The 17,781-nt window shown below is 52.1% G+C and carries 16 protein-coding genes and 1 pseudogene; 9 read left to right on the top strand and 8 right to left on the bottom strand.

From position 1 onward, the window contains the following. Positions 1-40: 40 nt before the first annotated feature. The 5 genes from ACH0VJ_RS05930 (at position 41) to ACH0VJ_RS05910 (ending at position 4,133) form a co-directional block, all read left to right on the top strand. The gene (locus tag ACH0VJ_RS05930) at positions 41-1,327 is read left to right on the top strand and encodes an FAD-dependent oxidoreductase (RefSeq protein ID WP_001287774.1); all 1,287 of its coding nucleotides are present in this window, start codon (positions 41-43) and stop codon (positions 1,325-1,327) included. Continuing rightward, positions 1,324-1,611: a ferredoxin-like protein FixX gene (fixX, locus tag ACH0VJ_RS05925; protein ID WP_000203736.1), complete on the top strand. Its 288-nt coding sequence runs from the start codon at positions 1,324-1,326 to the stop codon at positions 1,609-1,611. Before ACH0VJ_RS05930 ends, fixX begins: the two co-directional genes overlap by 4 nt. A 146-nt stretch (positions 1,612-1,757) precedes the next feature. Next, positions 1,758-3,098: an MFS transporter gene (locus tag ACH0VJ_RS05920; protein ID WP_001187057.1), complete on the top strand. Its 1,341-nt coding sequence runs from the start codon at positions 1,758-1,760 to the stop codon at positions 3,096-3,098. An 88-nt stretch (positions 3,099-3,186) separates the two neighbouring features. Further along, on the top strand, positions 3,187-3,417 hold the full coding sequence (locus tag ACH0VJ_RS05915; protein WP_001172089.1) for a YgdI/YgdR family lipoprotein: 231 nt from the start codon (positions 3,187-3,189) through the stop codon (positions 3,415-3,417). A 299-nt stretch (positions 3,418-3,716) separates the two neighbouring features. After that, positions 3,717-4,133 carry a hypothetical protein gene (locus ACH0VJ_RS05910; protein ID WP_161460226.1) on the top strand — a complete coding sequence of 139 codons (417 nt, stop codon included), beginning with the start codon at positions 3,717-3,719 and terminating at the stop codon, positions 4,131-4,133. A 223-nt stretch (positions 4,134-4,356) separates the two neighbouring features. Here the strand turns inward: ACH0VJ_RS05910 and srfN are convergent, their stop codons facing one another. Then, positions 4,357-4,647 (bottom strand): DUF1471 family virulence protein SrfN, encoded by a 291-nt coding sequence (gene srfN / locus ACH0VJ_RS05905; protein WP_000745961.1) that lies wholly within the window; start codon positions 4,645-4,647, stop codon positions 4,357-4,359. A gap of 897 nt (positions 4,648-5,544) precedes the next feature. On the opposite strand from srfN, the gene ACH0VJ_RS05900 reads away from it, so the two are divergent. After that, positions 5,545-7,434: a sulfatase-like hydrolase/transferase gene (locus ACH0VJ_RS05900; protein ID WP_000066315.1), complete on the top strand. Its 1,890-nt coding sequence runs from the start codon at positions 5,545-5,547 to the stop codon at positions 7,432-7,434. A 204-nt stretch (positions 7,435-7,638) separates the two neighbouring features. Here the strand turns inward: ACH0VJ_RS05900 and ACH0VJ_RS05895 are convergent. Next, positions 7,639-7,719, bottom strand: a pseudogene (locus tag ACH0VJ_RS05895) (hypothetical protein); the annotation flags it as partial. Positions 7,720-7,840: 121 nt separating this feature from the next. Here ACH0VJ_RS05895 and kefF point away from each other — a divergent pair. From kefF to folA, 3 genes are all read left to right on the top strand, one after another. Beyond that, positions 7,841-8,371 carry a glutathione-regulated potassium-efflux system oxidoreductase KefF gene (gene kefF / locus ACH0VJ_RS05890; protein WP_000600707.1) on the top strand — a complete coding sequence of 177 codons (531 nt, stop codon included), beginning with the start codon at positions 7,841-7,843 and terminating at the stop codon, positions 8,369-8,371. Further along, complete coding sequence (gene kefC, locus ACH0VJ_RS05885; RefSeq protein ID WP_000377163.1) at positions 8,364-10,226, top strand: glutathione-regulated potassium-efflux system protein KefC; 1,863 nt, start codon at positions 8,364-8,366, stop codon at positions 10,224-10,226. The genes kefF and kefC overlap by 8 nt, the downstream gene beginning before the upstream one ends. A gap of 198 nt (positions 10,227-10,424) precedes the next feature. Then, on the top strand, positions 10,425-10,904 hold the full coding sequence (gene folA, locus ACH0VJ_RS05880) for a type 3 dihydrofolate reductase (protein WP_000624379.1): 480 nt from the start codon (positions 10,425-10,427) through the stop codon (positions 10,902-10,904). Between the two features lie 106 nt (positions 10,905-11,010). Here folA and apaH read toward each other — a convergent pair whose 3' ends face one another. Genes apaH through lptD form a run of 6 tightly spaced genes read right to left on the bottom strand, consistent with a single transcriptional unit; the run spans position 11,011 to position 17,757 of the window. After that, on the bottom strand, positions 11,011-11,859 hold the full coding sequence (apaH, locus tag ACH0VJ_RS05875; RefSeq protein ID WP_000257211.1) for a bis(5'-nucleosyl)-tetraphosphatase (symmetrical) ApaH: 849 nt from the start codon (positions 11,857-11,859) through the stop codon (positions 11,011-11,013). Positions 11,860-11,869: 10 nt separating this feature from the next. Next, positions 11,870-12,247: a Co2+/Mg2+ efflux protein ApaG gene (gene apaG, locus ACH0VJ_RS05870; RefSeq protein WP_000610894.1), complete on the bottom strand. Its 378-nt coding sequence runs from the start codon at positions 12,245-12,247 to the stop codon at positions 11,870-11,872. Positions 12,248-12,249: 2 nt separating this feature from the next. Continuing rightward, positions 12,250-13,071 carry a 16S rRNA (adenine(1518)-N(6)/adenine(1519)-N(6))-dimethyltransferase RsmA gene (gene rsmA / locus ACH0VJ_RS05865; RefSeq protein ID WP_001065397.1) on the bottom strand — a complete coding sequence of 274 codons (822 nt, stop codon included), beginning with the start codon at positions 13,069-13,071 and terminating at the stop codon, positions 12,250-12,252. Then, positions 13,068-14,057, bottom strand: coding sequence for a 4-hydroxythreonine-4-phosphate dehydrogenase PdxA (gene pdxA, locus ACH0VJ_RS05860; RefSeq protein ID WP_000093001.1), 990 nt, complete (start codon positions 14,055-14,057; stop codon positions 13,068-13,070). Before pdxA ends, rsmA begins: the two co-directional genes overlap by 4 nt. Further along, entirely contained in the window at positions 14,057-15,343 is a 1,287-nt protein-coding gene (gene surA, locus ACH0VJ_RS05855) for a peptidylprolyl isomerase SurA (protein WP_000800482.1), read from the bottom strand. The genes pdxA and surA overlap by 1 nt, the downstream gene beginning before the upstream one ends. A 53-nt stretch (positions 15,344-15,396) precedes the next feature. Next, the gene (gene lptD / locus ACH0VJ_RS05850; RefSeq protein ID WP_000746116.1) at positions 15,397-17,757 is read right to left on the bottom strand and encodes an LPS assembly protein LptD; all 2,361 of its coding nucleotides are present in this window, start codon (positions 17,755-17,757) and stop codon (positions 15,397-15,399) included. Positions 17,758-17,781: the final 24 nt, after the last annotated feature.

Raw genomic sequence — 17,781 nt, 5'->3', positions numbered from 1 at the left:
GGCAGGATGCGAAGGTATCCTGCCGCTGACAGGAGTACGTATGTCCGAAGATATCTTTGATGCCATCATCGTGGGTGCAGGTCTGGCCGGTTCGGTTGCGGCGCTGGTGCTTGCTCGCGAAGGTGCACAGGTGCTGGTTATCGAGCGCGGCAATTCTGCTGGCGCGAAGAATGTCACCGGTGGGCGTTTGTATGCACATAGCCTGGAACGCATCATTCCCGGCTTTGCGGATCAGGCCCCCATTGAACGCATGATCACCCACGAAAAACTCGCCTTTATGACCGACAACGGGGCGATGACTATCGACTACTGCAATGGTGAAGATGCTTCAGCGTCGCAGGTTTCCTATTCCGTCTTACGCAGTAAATTTGACGCCTGGCTGATGGAGCAGGCCGAAGAGGCGGGGGCACAACTGATCACCGGTATTCGCGTCGATAACGTCGTTCAGCGTGATGGCAAAGTCGTGGGCGTGGAAGCCGATGGCGATATTCTGGAAGCCAAAGTCGTGATCCTCGCTGACGGGGTGAATTCTCTGCTGGCTGAAAAGCTGGGCATGGCCAAGCGTGTTGAGGCATCGCATGTTGCCGTCGGTGTGAAGGAACTGATCGAATTGCCGAAGTCGGTCATTGAAGATCGTTTCCAGTTACAGGGCAACGAAGGTGCCGCCTGTCTGTTTGCCGGGGCGCCAACCGATGGTCTGATGGGCGGTGGCTTCCTGTATACGAATGAAACAACCCTTTCCCTGGGGCTGGTCTGCGGTCTTCATCATCTGAAAGACGCGAAAAAATCGGTCCCGCAAATGCTGGAAGATTTCAAACAGCATCCGGCAGTTGCGCCGCTGATCGCCGGTGGCAAGCTGGTGGAATATGCCGCACACGTTGTACCCGAGGCGGGAATGAATATGCAGCCTGAACTGGTGGGCGATGGCGTACTGATTGCCGGGGATGCTGCCGGCATGTGTATGAACCTCGGCTTTACCATCCGTGGTATGGATCTCGCCATATCCGCAGGCGAAGCGGCGGCGAAGACGGTGCTTTCGGCGATGAAGCGCGACGATTTTAGCAAGCAGTCGCTGGGGGAATACCGTCAGCATCTGGACGAAGGTCCGATGCGCGATATGCGTATGTATCAGAAACTGCCAGCTTTTCTTGATAATCCCCGCATGTTTACCGCTTATCCCGAAATGGCGGTCAGTATCGCGCGCGACCTGTTCACCGTGGATGGCTCCGCTCCGGTGCCGATGCGTAAAAAAATCCTGCGCCATGCGAAGAAAGTGGGCTTCATCAACCTGATGAAAGATGGCCTGAAAGGAGTGACCGTATTATGACATCTCCCGTCAATGTGGACGTCAAACTGGGCGTCAATAAGTTTAATGTGGATGAAGACAGCCCGCACATCATTCTCAAAACCGATCCTGATAAACAGGCGCTGGAGGTGCTGATTAAGGCCTGTCCGGCGGGACTGTATAAAAAGCAGGACGACGGTAGCGTTCGTTTTGATTACGCCGGGTGCCTGGAGTGCGGAACGTGCCGGATCCTCGGCCTTGATACGGCGCTGGAAAAATGGGAATACCCGCGCGGGACGTTTGGCGTGGAGTTCCGCTACGGCTAATAAGTACGAAGTTGTGCCCCCGTTGGCCGGATAAGATGCGGTAGCGTCGCCATCCGGCAATCATGTGGCGCCAATGCCGGATGGCGGCGGAAACGCCTTATCCGGCCTACAGATGCGCTTTGCCCGTGTTGAAACAGGACATCACCATGCAGCAGCCCAGGAACTTTGATGACCTTAAATTCTCCTCCATTCATCGCAGAATTATGCTGTGGGGAAGCGGCGGCCCGTTCCTTGATGGCTACGTGCTGGTGATCATTGGCGTGGCGCTGGAACAACTGACGCCGCTATTGCACCTTGATGCTGAATGGATTGGCGCGCTCGGCGCGGCTACGCTTGCCGGACTGTTTATCGGCACCTCGTTGTTTGGCTATATTTGCGATAAAGTCGGGCGGCGTAAAATGTTCCTGCTTGATATTATCGCTATCGGCGTTATCTCCGTGGCGACCATGTTTGTTTCCACGCCGCTTGAATTGCTGGTGATGCGCGTTTTAATTGGCATTGTTATCGGCGCGGATTACCCTATCGCCACTTCCATGATTACGGAGTTTTCCAACACCCGCCAGCGCGCGTTCTCCATCGGTTTTATCGCCGCGATGTGGTACGTCGGCGCGACCTGCGCCAACCTGGTGGGTTACTGGCTGTATGACATGGAAGGCGGCTGGCGCTGGATGCTTGGCAGCGCCTTTATCCCATGCTTAATCATTTTGATTGGCCGCTTTGACCTGCCGGAATCGCCACGCTGGCTATTGCGAAAAGGACGGGTAAAAGAGTGCGAACAAATGATGATCAAACTGTTCGGTGAACCGGTCTGCTTTGACGATGAGCCGCCGCAGGAGACCCGCTTCCTGCAACTGTTTAACCGCCGTCATTTCCCGTTTGTACTGTTCGTTGCGGCTATCTGGACCTGTCAGGTAATCCCGATGTTCGCTATCTATACCTTTGGGCCGCAGATCGTCGGGTTACTCGGCTGGGAGCAGGGGCGCAACGCGGCGCTCGGCAATGTGGTGATTAGCCTCTTTTTTATGCTGGGCTGTATACCGGCGATGTTCTGGCTAAACAGTATTGGCCGTCGCCCTCTGCTTATTGGCAGCTTCGCCATGATGACTATCGCGCTGGCGCTGCTGGGGCTGGTGTCAAATCTGGGCATCATACTGGTCGTGGTAGCGTTTGCGGTATACGCCTTCTTTTCCGGCGGACCGGGCATACTGCAATGGCTTTATCCTAATGAACTCTTCCCGACGGATATTCGCGCTTCGGCCGTGGGGGTCATCATGTCATTAAGCCGCATCGGAACCATTGTCTCCACCTGGGCATTACCGATTTTTATTACTCGTTACGGTATTAATAACGTCATGCTGATTGGCGCGTTGATTTCGTTAGTCGGGCTTGGCGTATCGGTGATGTTTGCCCCGGAAACCCGCGGCTTGACGCTAACACAGACCGGAAACATGACTTTGCGCGGAACGCCATCGGATAACCCTCGTTAAGAGTGTTCTGCATTTCTCCCTGCTTTTCGCCAATAACGCTACAGTTAACAGTCACATGCTAAAACAACTGAAAAGCAGGGAGAACACCATGCAAAAACGTCTTATGACCGCACTGTTTACCGCAGCAACACTATTCACCGTCGCAGGATGCTCTTCTAACCAGGCGGTTGAAACCACGGATGGCAAAACTATTGTCACCGACGGGAAACCCGAGGTCGATAACGATACCGGTATGGTGTCTTACAAAAACGCCGCCACCGGGAAAACCGAACAGATTAACCGCGATCAGCTGAAAAATATGAGCGAGCTGGATAATTAATTCAATTTTTTCTGGTTAGCCGCTCAATAATATTCTCTCTTTATGCGCATCCATTTATTCCCATGCGAATAAACGGATGCCTGAACAGGCAGGGACGCCGGAAAACGTCGAAATACGTTAGACCATTCGCCCGTGTTCCCGCTTTCCCCACCGCGCTGTCCGCTTACATGAGGTTACACTCATCGACATTTCTCTGAACGGCGGCTCAACATTTCCCGGAAAAAAACATATCGCAGGGCATTTATCCTTATGATTAGGTATAAATGATGAGGTATAAGGAACAGGAGTCTGTAATGAAACTGAAACTAATACCTTTTTATTTTCTCGCGCTATTTTCTGCCGCCTCCGGGGCTACGGAGATAAACGCCTGCAAAGACCTGATCGGAACATGGAAAACCACGGCAGATAACCCGCCTTATACCATGACAATATTGCCGCCAGTAGAAGGCTGCGGGGAAAAATGTGTGAAACTGAACGTGCAGTATGAACTTGACGTGACTCACCGCAACGCGCTTTATTGCCATGAAGGACAAGAGGGGGTAAAAGGGCAGGGACCCATGGTGATAGCATTTGAAGGGGCGTATGGTGGACACGCTATTGGAACCTATAACCGACAGCTGCAATTACTTTGGGCTGGCGTAATACCGAAAAATAAAAAGGGGAAATGGATAACGAAAATGGAGAATTACTGGTTCAGGCAGGTAAAAGCGCACTAAATATTACCTTAAAACAGCCCGCAAAACCGTCTTATTCACGAAGGGCTTACTGCCTGCGCGCGCACATTCCAACGGCTTGCCTGCCCCGGATGAACTGTTGATAAAAAAGAGGGCCAGCATCTGTTTCCAGACGGCCCTGAGTGGATTGTGACGTAACATGGCACCTTGCTGGCGCTCTCTTATTATTTCATGCCTGTGCCCTCGTTATGGCGCAATCAGAGCTTTATTTCGTCGCATCGTTATAAACTTCGGCAACGGCTTCAAAATTCGGACCATGCTCACGTGCAGCGATAATATGATAATATTTTCCGCCTTTCGCATCGGCTAATTCTGACAGTTTTTCGCGTAGATCAGAGGGTGAGGAAATCTGCCCGCCACTCTGGGACACATTTATGGTGCCGACCTTAACCAGTTTGAAGTGGCTGATTTCTTGTTTAGAGACCTGCTCTGCCGCAAGTGTGCTGAATGAAGCAACCGTTGCCAGTAATGCGGCGGCAATAATGCGTTTTTTCATAGTTCTGTTCCTGTTGCATTGATGATAAGGTTTGCGCAATATCAGTAATCCGTAACGAAATTATTTATCCCCTTCATACTTCAGGTTGCTTATGGGTTGGCTACGGATTACTCGGCCCACCCATGGGCCTCGCCCTGACGGGCCGTCGCACGCGACGTTCAAATCTGCTCCCGGCAAATTTGTCGCTCACCTCAATCACATAATTATCTATGCTCCTGGGGACTCACTCCCTTGCCGCCTTTAAGCAACTCGAATTATTTTGGGTAATAACCTCGGTTGATTATCTGAAAATAGCCTTATTTGGTGTGACCGTTTTATATCTTGTTATAGTCACCTCTTTATGTTGTTGTCAATGTAAAATAATGCACTGCCAGCTAAAAAGAAACTTAACCCCCTGTAAATAATAGTTTTTATATTATTTCTTTTAATGGCGTAATTTTTATTGAATCACGCGGTAATACGCTAGTTTTATTCATAAGCAACATAACAGAATTGAGTTATGTTTTAATTTCCCAGCGTGATATTACCGGTTGTATGTCTATGGTTGCGCGGCCTGTTACTGATAGTGTTTCTTTCGGGGCGATTTTATTGTAGCGGCATAGGGTAATCACCGTAGTTGAAGGGAAAAGGCACGAACACAGAGCTATAGAGTATGTTTAATAATGTATTTTTTTATGAAGTAATGTCTGCAGTTGTATCTCTAAAATAAAAACAATGAACTTTTCATCTAAATAATTTTTCAATGAATTATGCTCATTTATTAATATATTTCTAATTTGAAATACAAATCAATTTATAACACATATTCTTACCCGGAAGGCATTGATACATATCCACGCTTCCTCGTACAGTAATAAATGAATATGTGATAAAGTTACTGACTACAGGTATAATAATATGAGTAATAAAAAAAATCTGTCCGCAGAAGAGACGGATCTTACGCGTAGGAAACTGTTAACCAGTGCCGGTATTCTTGCCGCAGGCGGTATGTTATCCGGCGCGGTAAAGGCTGATGAAAAATGCGCCGTCAAGGCGAAACCGGCGTGGGATAAACCGTTTACTGGCGAAATCCCGGAAAAATTGCCAGAAGGATATAATATTCTGTTAGTCGTGACCGACCAGGAGCGTTTTTTTCCTACGTTTCCTTTCCCGGTACCCGGCAGAGAGCGGCTCATGAAAACGGGGGTGACATTCTGTAATCATCAGAATACCAGTAATGTCTGTACGCCTTCCCGCTCCGTATTGTATACCGGCTTACATATGCCCCAGACAAAGATGTTTGATAATTTGGGATTACCCTGGATGCCTTATGACCTTGACCCCGCTCTTGGAACCACAGGTCATATGATGCGGGAACTGGGATACTATACGGCCTATAAAGGTAAGTGGCATCTTACAGAAAAACTGGAGAAGCCTTTGCCTGACGAAAAAGATGAGGATATTGATGTCGGGGATATTCCTGAACCAGAATTACATAAAATTATGGAAAAATATGGTTTTGCTGACTATCACGGCATCGGCGATATTATAGGCCATAGTAAAGGCGGCTATTTTTATGATTCAACCACCACGGCTCAGACTATAAATTGGTTAAGATGCAAGGGGCAGCCCTTGAATGACCAACACAAGCCCTGGTTCCTGGCCGTTAACCTCGTTAATCCTCATGACGTCATGTTTATTGATACCGATAAAGAGGGAGAAAAGGTACAGTGGCGTGGCGAGTTGGATCAGGATGATAATACCCTGGCGCCCACGCAGCCGCCGGAAAATGAACTTTATCAGGCAAGCTGGCCGAACTATCCGCTGCCGGCAAACAGGCATCAATCATTCAATGAGCAGGGAAGACCGCCGGCGCATCTTGAATACCAGACGGCGCGCGCTGCGCTGGAAGGGCAGTTTCCTGATGAAGATCGTCGTTGGCGTAAACTGCTTGACTACTATTTCAACTGTATCCGCGATTGTGATACTCACCTTGATCGGATATTAAATGAACTTGATGCCCTCAAGTTAACTGATAAAACGATTGTTGTATTTACTGCCGATCATGGCGAATTAGGCGGAAGCCATCAGATGCACGGTAAAGGCGCCTCCGTTTATAAAGAACAGATCCATGTACCGATGATTATTTCCCACCCGGCGTACCCCGGTAATAAGAAATGTCAGGCGTTGACCTGTCATCTTGATATCGCGCCGACATTAGTTGGGCTGACCGGTTTGCCGGAAGAAAAACAGCACCAGGCGTTAGGCAACCGCAAAGGCGTTAATTTTAGCGGATTGCTAAAAAATCCGGAGGGCGTTGCGGTTAATGCGGTGAGAAATGCCAGCTTATATTGCTATGGCATGATCTTGTATACCGATGCCCATTATCTCCACCGCGTTATCGCGCTACAAAGAGATAAACAAAAAACGGTGGCGCAAATCAAGCAGGAAATATCCCATTTGCATCCTGATTTCAGCCATCGTTCAGGGACGCGGATGATTAACGATGGCCGTTATAAGTTTGCACGCTATTTCTCGCTAAGGGAGCATAATACGCCGGAAACCTGGGAGGATCTTATTAAGTACAACGATCTTGAACTTTACGATCTTAAAAATGATCCCGATGAGAACCATAACCTTGCTGCTGATAAACAGAAATATCAGGATCTCATTCTTACGATGAATGAAAAACTGAATAAAATTATCAAGGACGAAATTGGCGTGGATGACGGCAGTTTTATGCCGGATGCGGCCCATGAGCCGTGGGATCTTACCATTGAGCAGTTTAACCGCATGGCGAAAGATTAAGAGCCTGGCCCATTAGGCTATTTTATTCGTCGGCGATCTGGCATCCAGCGTGTCTGGAGGTTCAGATGCTGTTGGCGCTGCGCTTATTGGGCCTGTGTCATCATGTAATGGATTGATATTACAGTCATTACAGGCAAATTTAGCGCAGCGCCGCCCGACAAGAAGGCCTTAAACCGATTTGTCAGCGATTTAAGGCTGCTATCATCACCGACCTTTCCACACCGGATCGCGCTTTTCCGCAAACGCCTGCGGCCCTTCGAGAGCGTCTTCCGGGGGCAGGATGGCGCCAGCTCCTGGCTGGCGTTAATTCAATTTTTTCTGATTAGCCGCTCAATAATATTCACTATTAGCCTGGCGAATTTGTCACTACACTTTGTAATAAAAAACAGATCATCACAGGCTAATCATGATCCTCATTATTTATGCGCATCCGTATCCGCATCATTCTCATGCGAATAAGCGGATGCTTGAACAGGCAGGGACGCTGGAAAACGTCGAAATACGTTCGCTTTATCACCTCTATCCCGATTTCAATATTGACGTTGCCGCCGAGCAGGAGGCGCTGTCGCGCGCGAGTCTTATCGTCTGGCAGCATCCGATGCAGTGGTACAGCGTCCCTCCTTTACTCAAATTATGGATGGATAAAGTCCTCACCCACGGCTGGGCTTACGGTCATGGCGGTACGGCATTGCATGGTAAACATCTGCTGTGGGCGGTAACGACCGGCGGTGGTGAAAACCACTTTGCTATCGGCTCCCATCCCGGATTTGACGTCCTTTCTCAGCCGCTACAGGCGACGGCGCTCTATTGTGGCCTCAAATGGCTGCCGCCGTTTGCCATGCACTGCACGTTCATTTGCGATGACGATACCTTACAGGCGCAGGCGCGTCAGTATAAACAGCGTTTACTGACATGGCAGGAGGTGAATCATGGATAGCCATACTCTACTGCAGGCGCTGATCTATCTTGGTTCGGCGGCGCTAATTGTGCCGATTGCGGTACGTTTGGGCTTAGGATCGGTGCTGGGGTATCTGATTGCGGGTTGCATTATCGGCCCCTGGGGGCTACGGCTGGTGACGGACGCCGAATCTATTCTGCATTTTGCGGAAATCGGCGTCGTGCTGATGTTGTTTGTTATTGGGCTTGAACTGGACCCGCAACGGTTATGGAAGCTGCGCGCCTCGGTATTTGGCGGCGGCGCGTTACAGATGGTGGTCTGCGGCGGACTGATTGGTCTGTTCTGCATGTTTCTTGGCCTGCGTTGGCAGGTGGCGGAACTGATTGGCATGACGCTGGCGCTTTCGTCCACGGCTATCGCCATGCAGGCAATGAATGAGCGTAACCTGACCGTTTCACAAGTAGGGCGTAGCGCATTTGCAGTGCTCTTGTTCCAGGATATCGCGGCGATCCCGCTGGTGGCGATGATTCCGCTGCTGGCCGCCAGCGGCGCATCCACCACGCTTGGCGCGTTTGCGCTATCGGCGTTGAAAGTCGCAGGCGCGTTGGCGCTGGTGGTGTTGCTGGGACGCTACGTTACGCGCCCGGCGCTGCGCTTTGTCGCGCGTTCTGGTTTGCGGGAAGTGTTCAGCGCCGTGGCGCTATTTCTGGTGTTTGGTTTCGGCCTGTTGCTGGAAGAGGTTGGGCTGTCAATGGCGATGGGCGCGTTCCTGGCGGGCGTTCTGCTGGCGAGTTCGGAATACCGTCATGCGCTGGAAAGCGATATTGAACCCTTTAAGGGGTTGCTGCTGGGGCTGTTCTTTATTGGCGTCGGCATGTCGATTGATTTCGGCACGCTGGTGGAGAATCCGCTGCGCATTCTGCTGTTGTTGGCCGGTTTTCTGGCAATCAAAATCGTCATGCTGTGGCTGGTCGCGAGGCCGCTGGGCGTACCGGCAAAACAGCGTCGCTGGTTTGCCGTCTTATTAGGCCAGGGAAGTGAGTTTGCGTTTGTGGTTTTTGGCGCGGCGCAAATGGCGGATGTACTTGAGCCGGAATGGGCAAAAGCGCTGACGCTGGCGGTCGCGCTGTCGATGGCGGCTACGCCGATTTTTCTGGTGCTGCTGACGCGCATGGAGAAGACCGCGACGGGGGAAGCGCGCGAGGCGGATGAAATCGACGAAGAGCAACCGCGGGTTATTGTGGCCGGGTTTGGACGATTTGGGCAGATAGCCGGGCGTTTGCTGCTGTCGAGCGGGGTGAAGATGGTGGTGCTCGATCACGACCCCGATCATATCGAAACGCTGCGTAAATTCGGCATGAAGGTTTTTTATGGCGATGCGACGCGTATGGATTTACTGGAATCTGCCGGAGCGGCGAAGGCGGAGGTATTGATTAACGCCATTGACGATCCGCAAACCAATTTGCAACTGAGTGAACTGGTGAAGTCGCATTTCCCGCATCTGCAGATTATCGCCCGCGCCCGTGATGTCGATCATTATATTCGCCTGCGCCAGGCTGGTGTGGCGATGCCCGAACGTGAAACCTTCGAAGGCGCGCTCAAAAGCGGGAGACAGGCGCTGGAAGCGCTGGGGCTGGGGCGTTATGAAGCCCGCGAGCGCGCGGATCTGTTCCGCCATTTTAATACCCGGATGGTGGAAGAGATGGCGAAAGGGGAAAACGATCCGTTATCTCGCGCCGCCGCCTATAAACGTACCAGCGCGATGTTGAGCGAAATTATTACCGAGGACCGGGAGCATCTGTCGTTGATTCAGCGCCACGGCTGGCAGGGAACGGCTGAGGGCAAACATTCCGGGGAGGCCGCTGATGAACCCGAGGTCAAACCGTCAATCTAAAGTAAAAAATGTGATGTTCTGCAAACTTTACTGCTAATTGGCTGTTTTTGAACTACTGTAATGCTGGCGCTCCACATCAAATGAGTGGCGTCGCCAGCAGAACGAAAAATTTTCGTGCTCATCCTCTTTTCGTCAGTCGACGAAAGATTGCGCTTTACGTATAGTGGCGGCAATTTTTTTTGTATCAGGAAATAATTAATGATCAGTCTGATTGCGGCGTTAGCGGTGGATCGCGTCATCGGTATGGAAAACGCCATGCCGTGGAACCTGCCTGCCGATCTCGCCTGGTTTAAACGTAACACGTTAAATAAACCTGTCGTCATGGGACGTCACACCTGGGAGTCCATCGGACGCCCCTTACCGGGACGTAAAAATATTGTTATCAGCAGCCAGCCAGGCACCGACGATCGCGTGCAGTGGGTGAAGTCTGTCGATGAGGCGATTGCCGCTTGCGGCGATGCGCCGGAAATTATGGTCATTGGCGGCGGGCGCGTGTACGAGCAGTTCCTGCCAAAGGCGCAGAAGCTTTATCTGACGCATATTGATGCGGAAGTCGAAGGCGATACCCATTTTCCGGATTATGAACCGGATGACTGGGAATCGGTATTCAGTGAGTTTCACGATGCCGACGCGCAGAATTCTCACAGCTATTGTTTCGAGATTCTGGAGCGTCGTTAACACTGTAAGTGCCGGATGGCGGCGAAACGCCTTATCCGGCCTACTCTTGAGCCAGATGTAGACAGATGTAGGCCTGATAAGCGTAGCGCCATCAGGCATAAACCTATCAGGCGTTGACCGCTTCGCCTTCGCCCATATCCATCTGGCGGTTTGACGGCTGCACAAAATACTGTTTATCTTCCCAGCGTAAACAGGTCAACTCCCCGCCCCAGCAGCAGCCGGTATCCAGCGCGTAAATACCTTCCGGCGTCCCTTTCCCTTCCAGAGACGCCCAGTGCCCGAACGCAATACTGTAAGCCTCGCTCACCGGCCCCGGAATGGCGAACCACGGCTTCAGCGGCGCAGGGGCATTTTCCGGCGACGCTTTACTGTACATATCCAGTTGACCGTTAGGAAAGCAGTAACGCATACGGGTAAAAGCATTAGTAATAAAGCGTAGCCGCGCCAGACCGCTTAACTCCGGCGACCAGTTATTCGGCATATCGCCATACATCGCGTCGAGGAAAAACGGGTACGAGTCGCTCGACAGCACCGCTTCAACATCGCGGGCGCACTCTTTTGCCGTCTGCAAATCCCACTGCGGGGTAATACCCGCATGCGCCATGACCAGCTTTTTCTCTTCATCTACCTGCAACAGCGGCTGACGGCGTAACCAATTCAACAGCTCATCGGCGTCCGGCGCTTCAAGAAGCGGGGTCAGCCGGTCTTTAGGTTTGTTGCGGCTAATCCCGGCGAATACGGCCAACAGGTGTAAATCGTGATTCCCCAGCACCAAACGCACGCTATTGCCAAGTGATTTGACGTAGCGTAACACGTCCAGCGAACCGGGACCGCGGGCGACCAAATCGCCAGTCAGCCATAGAGTGTCTGTATCTGGCGTAAATTCCACTTGCTGTAATAAGGCGATCAGTTCGTCGTAGCAACCGTGAACGTCGCCGATGAGATAAGTTGCCATTGTTATAATTTTAGTGAATGAGTGTAGGGACGGCGAGTCGAAACACGGGAATGTCGATGGTAAAGGCGTCGCCATTTTCATCGATCATTTCGTAATGACCCTGCATGGTGCCCAGCGGCGTTTCAATTACCGCGCCGCTGGTGTACTGATACTCTTCGCCAGGCGCAATGCGCGGCTGGACGCCAACCACACCTTCGCCCTGGACTTCGGTTTCACGGCCATGACCATTGGTAATCAGCCAGTAGCGGCCCAATAGCTGCACTGGCGCCCGGCCCAGATTGCGGATGGTTACGGTATAGGCAAAAACGTAACGTTCATCGTCAGGTGAGGATTGCGCCTCAATGTAGACGCTTTGCACCTGAATACACACTCTGGGCGAATTGATCATGTTTAACTCTCCTTCAAAGGCGCGTTTTCCGACAGATAGTTGGCCATCTGGCAGTACTGCGCGACAGAGATATTTTCCGCGCGCATTGCCGGGTCAATACCCATTTCCGTCAACGTCTCAACGCTAAAAAGGTTGCCGAGACTGTTACGGATCGTTTTACGGCGCTGGTTAAAGGCCTCGGTGGTAATACGGCTCAACACGCGAATATCTTTAACCGGGTAAGGCATTGTTGCGTGTGGAACCAGACGCACCACGGCGGAGTCCACTTTGGGCGGCGGCGTGAAGGCGGATGGCGGCACTTCAAGCACCGGGATCACCTGACAGTAATATTGCGCCATCACGCTTAAACGACCATACGCTTTGCTGTTCGGCCCTGCAACCAGACGATTTACCACTTCTTTTTGCAACATAAAGTGCATGTCGGCAATGGCATCAGTATAGCTAAAGAGATGGAACATCAGCGGGGTGGAGATATTATAGGGCAGATTGCCGAACACACGCAGCGGTTGGCCCAACTGCGCAGACAGTTCGCCAAAGTTCATGGTCATGGCGTCCTGCTGATAAATAGTCAGCTTCGGCCCTAAAAACGGATGGGTTTGCAAACGCGCCGCCAGATCGCGGTCAAGTTCAATGACCGTGAGCTTATCCAGTCGTTCGCCGACCGGCTCCGTCAGCGCCGCCAGACCGGGGCCGATTTCAACCATCGCCTGGCCTTTTTGCGGATTAATAGCAGAAACAATACTGTCGATCACAAACCGATCGTTGAGAAAGTTTTGCCCGAAGCGTTTACGGGCTAAATGGCCCTGATGGACTCGATTATTCATTGGGTATTAACAATCATTTTGATGGCGAGATTAAGCGCCGTAATAAAACTGCCGACATCCGCTTTTCCTCGGCCCGCCAGTTCAAGCGCGGTGCCGTGATCAACGGAGGTTCGAATAAAAGGTAGGCCGAGCGTAATATTCACTCCCCGACCGAATCCCTGGTATTTTAGCACGGGCAGGCCCTGATCGTGGTACATTGCCAGCACCGCGTCGGCATTATCGAGATATTTGGGCTGAAACAGCGTATCAGCAGGTAGCGGCCCGTTGAGTTTCATCCCCTGCGCCCGCAGCTCGTCGAGCACCGGAATGATGGTGTCTATCTCTTCCGTGCCCATATGACCGCCTTCGCCCGCGTGCGGATTCAGGCCACAGACAAGAATGCGCGGTTCGGCAATACCAAATTTGGTCCGCAAATCGTGATGCAAAATAGCAATCACTTCGTGCAAAAGCGCAGGGGTGATGGCGTCTGCAATCGCCCGTAGCGGCAGATGCGTGGTCGCCAGCGCCACGCGAAGTTCTTCGGTTGCCAGCATCATCACGACTTTTTTCGCCTGCGAACGCTCTTCGAAAAACTCGGTATGACCGGTAAACGGAATGCCTGCGTCGTTAATAACGCCTTTGTGCACGGGGCCTGTGATCAGCGCGGCAAATTCACCGTTCAGACAGCCATCACACGCTCGCGCCAGCGTCTCTACCACGTAGGGGCCATTTTCTACCGTCAACTGACCGGGGATGGCAGGCGCGCGCAGCGAGACCGGCAATAGGGTCAGCGTTCCCGCGGGCTGCGGCGCAGCGGGGACATCAGGCGAGTAAGGGAGAAGCGAGAGGGGCAGGCCGAGCATGGCGGCCCGCTCCGTCAGGAGCGCGCCGTCCGCACAGACGACCAGTTCAATCGGCCACGCGCGTTGCGCCAGTTGGACGACAAGATCGGGGCCAATCCCGGCGGGTTCGCCGGGAGTGATAACAACGCGTTGCGCACTGCTCATTAGTTACTCAAAATCTTAACGTAAGCGCTGGCGCGCTGTTCTTGCATCCAGGTCGCCGCTTCTTCTGAGAACTTACGGTTCATCAGCATACGATAAGCGCGATCTTTCTGCGCCGCATCGGTTTTGTCTACCTTACGCGTATCCAGCAATTCGATCAGATGCCAGCCGAAAGAGGAGTGTACCGGCGCGCTTATTTGGCCTTTATGCAGCTTCGTCAGCGCGTCGCGGAACGCCGGATCGAAAATATCTGGCGTAGCCCAACCCAAATCACCGCCCTGGTTAGCGGAGCCCGGGTCCTGAGAGTACTCTTTCGCCGCAGCGGCAAAGGTGGTTTTACCACTCTTAATGTCAGCCGCGATTTCTTCCAGCTTCAGGCGCGCCTGCTGATCGTTCATGATAGGCGACGGCTTAAGCAGAATGTGACGAGCGTGAACTTCGGTCACGGAGATACTCTGGCTCTGACCGCGCAGGTCGTTTACTTTCAGAATGTGGAAGCCGACGCCGGAGCGAATCGGGCCGACAATGTCGCCTTTCTTCGCGGTGCTCAGCGCCTGGGCGAAAATCCCCGGCAGCTCCTGGATACGGCCCCAGCCCATCTGACCGCCTTTTAGCGCCTGCTGGTCGGCAGAGTAGGTAATCGCCAGTTTGCCGAAATCTGCGCCGTTACGCGCTTCTTCAACAATGCTTTCCGCCTGGCGCTGCGCGTCGTTAACCTGCTCGGAGGTTGGGTTTTCCGGCAGAGCAATCAGGATATGGCTCAGGTTCAGCTCGGTGCTGGCGTCGTTTTGGGTGCCAATCTGTTTTGCCAGCGCGTCAACTTCTTGCGGCAAAACGGTGATACGGCGACGAACCTCGTTGTTGCGCACTTCAGAGATAATCATCTCTTTACGAATCTGGTTACGGTAGGTTGAATAGTTCAGCCCATCGTAAGCCAGACGGCTGCGCATCTGATCCATCGTCATATTGTTTTGTTTGGCGATGTTGGCGATGGCCTGATCCAACTGCTCATCCGTGATCTTCACCCCCATCTTCTGACCCATCTGCAGGATAATTTGATCCATAATCAAACGTTCCAGGATCTGGTGACGCAGCGTGGCGTCGTCCGGAAGCTGCTGACCTGCCTGACCCGCGTTGAGTTTGACTGATTGCATTAAGCCATCAACGTCGCTTTCCAGCACGACGCCATTATTGACGACGGCTGCGACTTTATCGACTACCTGGGGGGCAGCGAAACTGGTATTCGCGATCATGGCGATACCGAGAAGCAGCGTTTTCCAGTTCTTCATACTTTTTCCATTTCAATTAACCGCAATGCGGATTACGTTGTAAATCAATCAGATTACATAGAGCTTTGGTACGGCAGAATGTTCGAACGCAACATTTCTTGCGTGCCGAGGCCGTAGTTAGAGCTCAAACCGCGCAGCTCAATGTTGAAGCCAATCGCGTTATCATAAATCGCGTGTTGTTTATCGTTATCCCAACCGTTCAGCTTACGTTCGTATCCGACGCGGATCGCATAGCAGCAAGAGTTGTACTGCAAGCCGAGCATCTGGTCTGCAGGTTTGCTCGAATTGGTATCGAAGTAGTACGCGCCGACAATCGACCAGCGATCGGCAATCGGCCAACTTGCCACCGCGCCCACCTGGTTGATGCCGTTTTTATACTGCTCTGCCGTGGAATAATACGAAGGCAACGTAGCCTGAATATATTCCGGGCTGGCATAGCGGTAGTTCAACTGTACCAGACGATCCTGATCCCGACGGTATTCGAGGCTGCTGCTGCTGGTAGCGACGCTATCCAGACGGGTATCGTACTGCACTCCGCTACGCAGCCCCCAGCGTTCTGAAATACGCCAGTAAGTGTCGCCTGCCCAAACCAGCGAACCGGTTTTGTCGTCATTCTCCCATTTAATGTTGTCATCGCCGGTGCGAGACTCCGTGAAATAGTAGATTTGACCAACAGAAACGTTAAAACGTTCAACGGCGGCATCATCATAAATGCGTGTTGTGACGCCGGTCGTGACCTGGTTGGCGGAAGCAATACGGTCGAGACCGCCATAAGTGCGGTCGCGGAACAGGCCGTTATAGTCGGATTGCAGCAAAGAAGAATCGTAGTTATAGATGCCGCTCTGGTCGCGGTACGGCACATACAGGTACTGCACGCGTGGTTCCAGCGTCTGGGTATACCCCGGCGCCAGCATCGCCATATCGCGTTCGAAGATGAGCTTACCGTCGACTTTAAACTGCGGCATGACGCGGTTAACCGAATCTTCCAGCTTATTTTTATTGTTTGGATCGCTGTTATAGCTGTCCAGATTCGTTTGCTGATAGTGCGTCGCCATCAGCTTCGCTTCGGTGTTCAGGCTGCCCCATCGGTTGGAGAGCGGCAAATTAATGGTTGGCTCCAGGTGGACGCGGGTCGCTTCCGGCATATTGTCTTTTGTGTTGACGAAATGTACCGCCTGGCCGTAAATCCGGGTATCAAACGGCCCGAGATCGTTATGGTAGTAGTTAACGTCTAACTGCGGCTCCGCAGAGTAGCTGCTGGTGTTTTGATCGTTAAAGACCTGGAATTGTTTGGTCGACACCGTAGCGTCAAAGTTTTGTACGGCGTAGCCGACGCTGAATTTCTGCGTTGCGTAACCGTCGGTACTGGAACCGTACTTACTGTCGAAATCGTTAAAGTAGCTGGAGTCGCTGACTTTGGTGTAATCGACGTTAAAACGCCACACCTGATCCATCACGCCTGAGTGCTGCCAGTAGAATAACCAGCGGTGCTTATCGCCCTCTTTGGGATGATCGTCCTCGTAGACTTTATCAGAAGGCAGATAATCTAATTCCATCAACCCGGCGCCTGCCTGCGTGAGATAACGGAATTCGTTCTCCCACATAATATTGCCGCGGCGGTGCATATAGTGCGGGGTGATGGTGGCGTCCATATTGGGCGCGATGTTCCAGTAATACGGTAAGTAGAACTCGAAATAGTTCTTGGTCGTGTATTTCGCGTTCGGGATCAGGAAACCTGAGCGACGTTTGTCGCCGACGGGTAGCTGTAAATAGGGGCTATAAAAGATCGGAACCGGACCTACTTTAAACCGGGCGTTCCAGATCTCCGCAACCTGTTCTTCACGGTCATGGATGACTTCACTCCCCACCACGCTCCAGGTATCGGAGCCAGGCAGACAGGAGGTAAAGCTGCCGTTTTCCAGAATGGTATAGCGGTTTTCGCCGCGCTGCTTCATGAGATCGGCTTTACCGCGCCCCTGACGGCCCACCATCTGGTAATCGCCTTCCCAGACGTTCGTGTCTTTGGTGTTCAGGTTCGCCCAGCCCTTCGGCCCTTTAAGGATGACCTGATTATCATCATAATGCACATTACCCAGCGCATCGACGGTGCGTACAGGTTCCGGCTGACCTTCCGCCTGCTTCTGATGAAGCTGCACTTCATCCGCTTGCAGGCGGCTATTCCCCTGCATAATGTCCACGTTGCCGGTAAAAACGGCATCGTCCGGGTAGTTACCTTTAGCGTTATCAGCATTGATAGTAACCGGCAGATCGTTGGTATCGCCTTTTACCAGAGGACGATCGTAGCTCGGCACGCCCAACATACACTGTGAGGCGAGATCGGCTGCCAGCCCCTGATGACTATAAAGGGCGCTGGCGATCATGGTGGCCAGAAGAGTGGGAATACGTTTTTTCATACGTTGTATTTATTGTTCCATCAT

This window comes from Salmonella sp. 2020_1459 (genome assembly GCF_043847915.1).
In the GTDB taxonomy this organism is placed as follows: Bacteria; Pseudomonadota; Gammaproteobacteria; order Enterobacterales; family Enterobacteriaceae; genus Salmonella; species Salmonella enterica.
The sequence above is the reverse complement of the archived record's forward strand: the minus strand, read 5'-3'. Positions and strand labels throughout refer to the sequence as shown.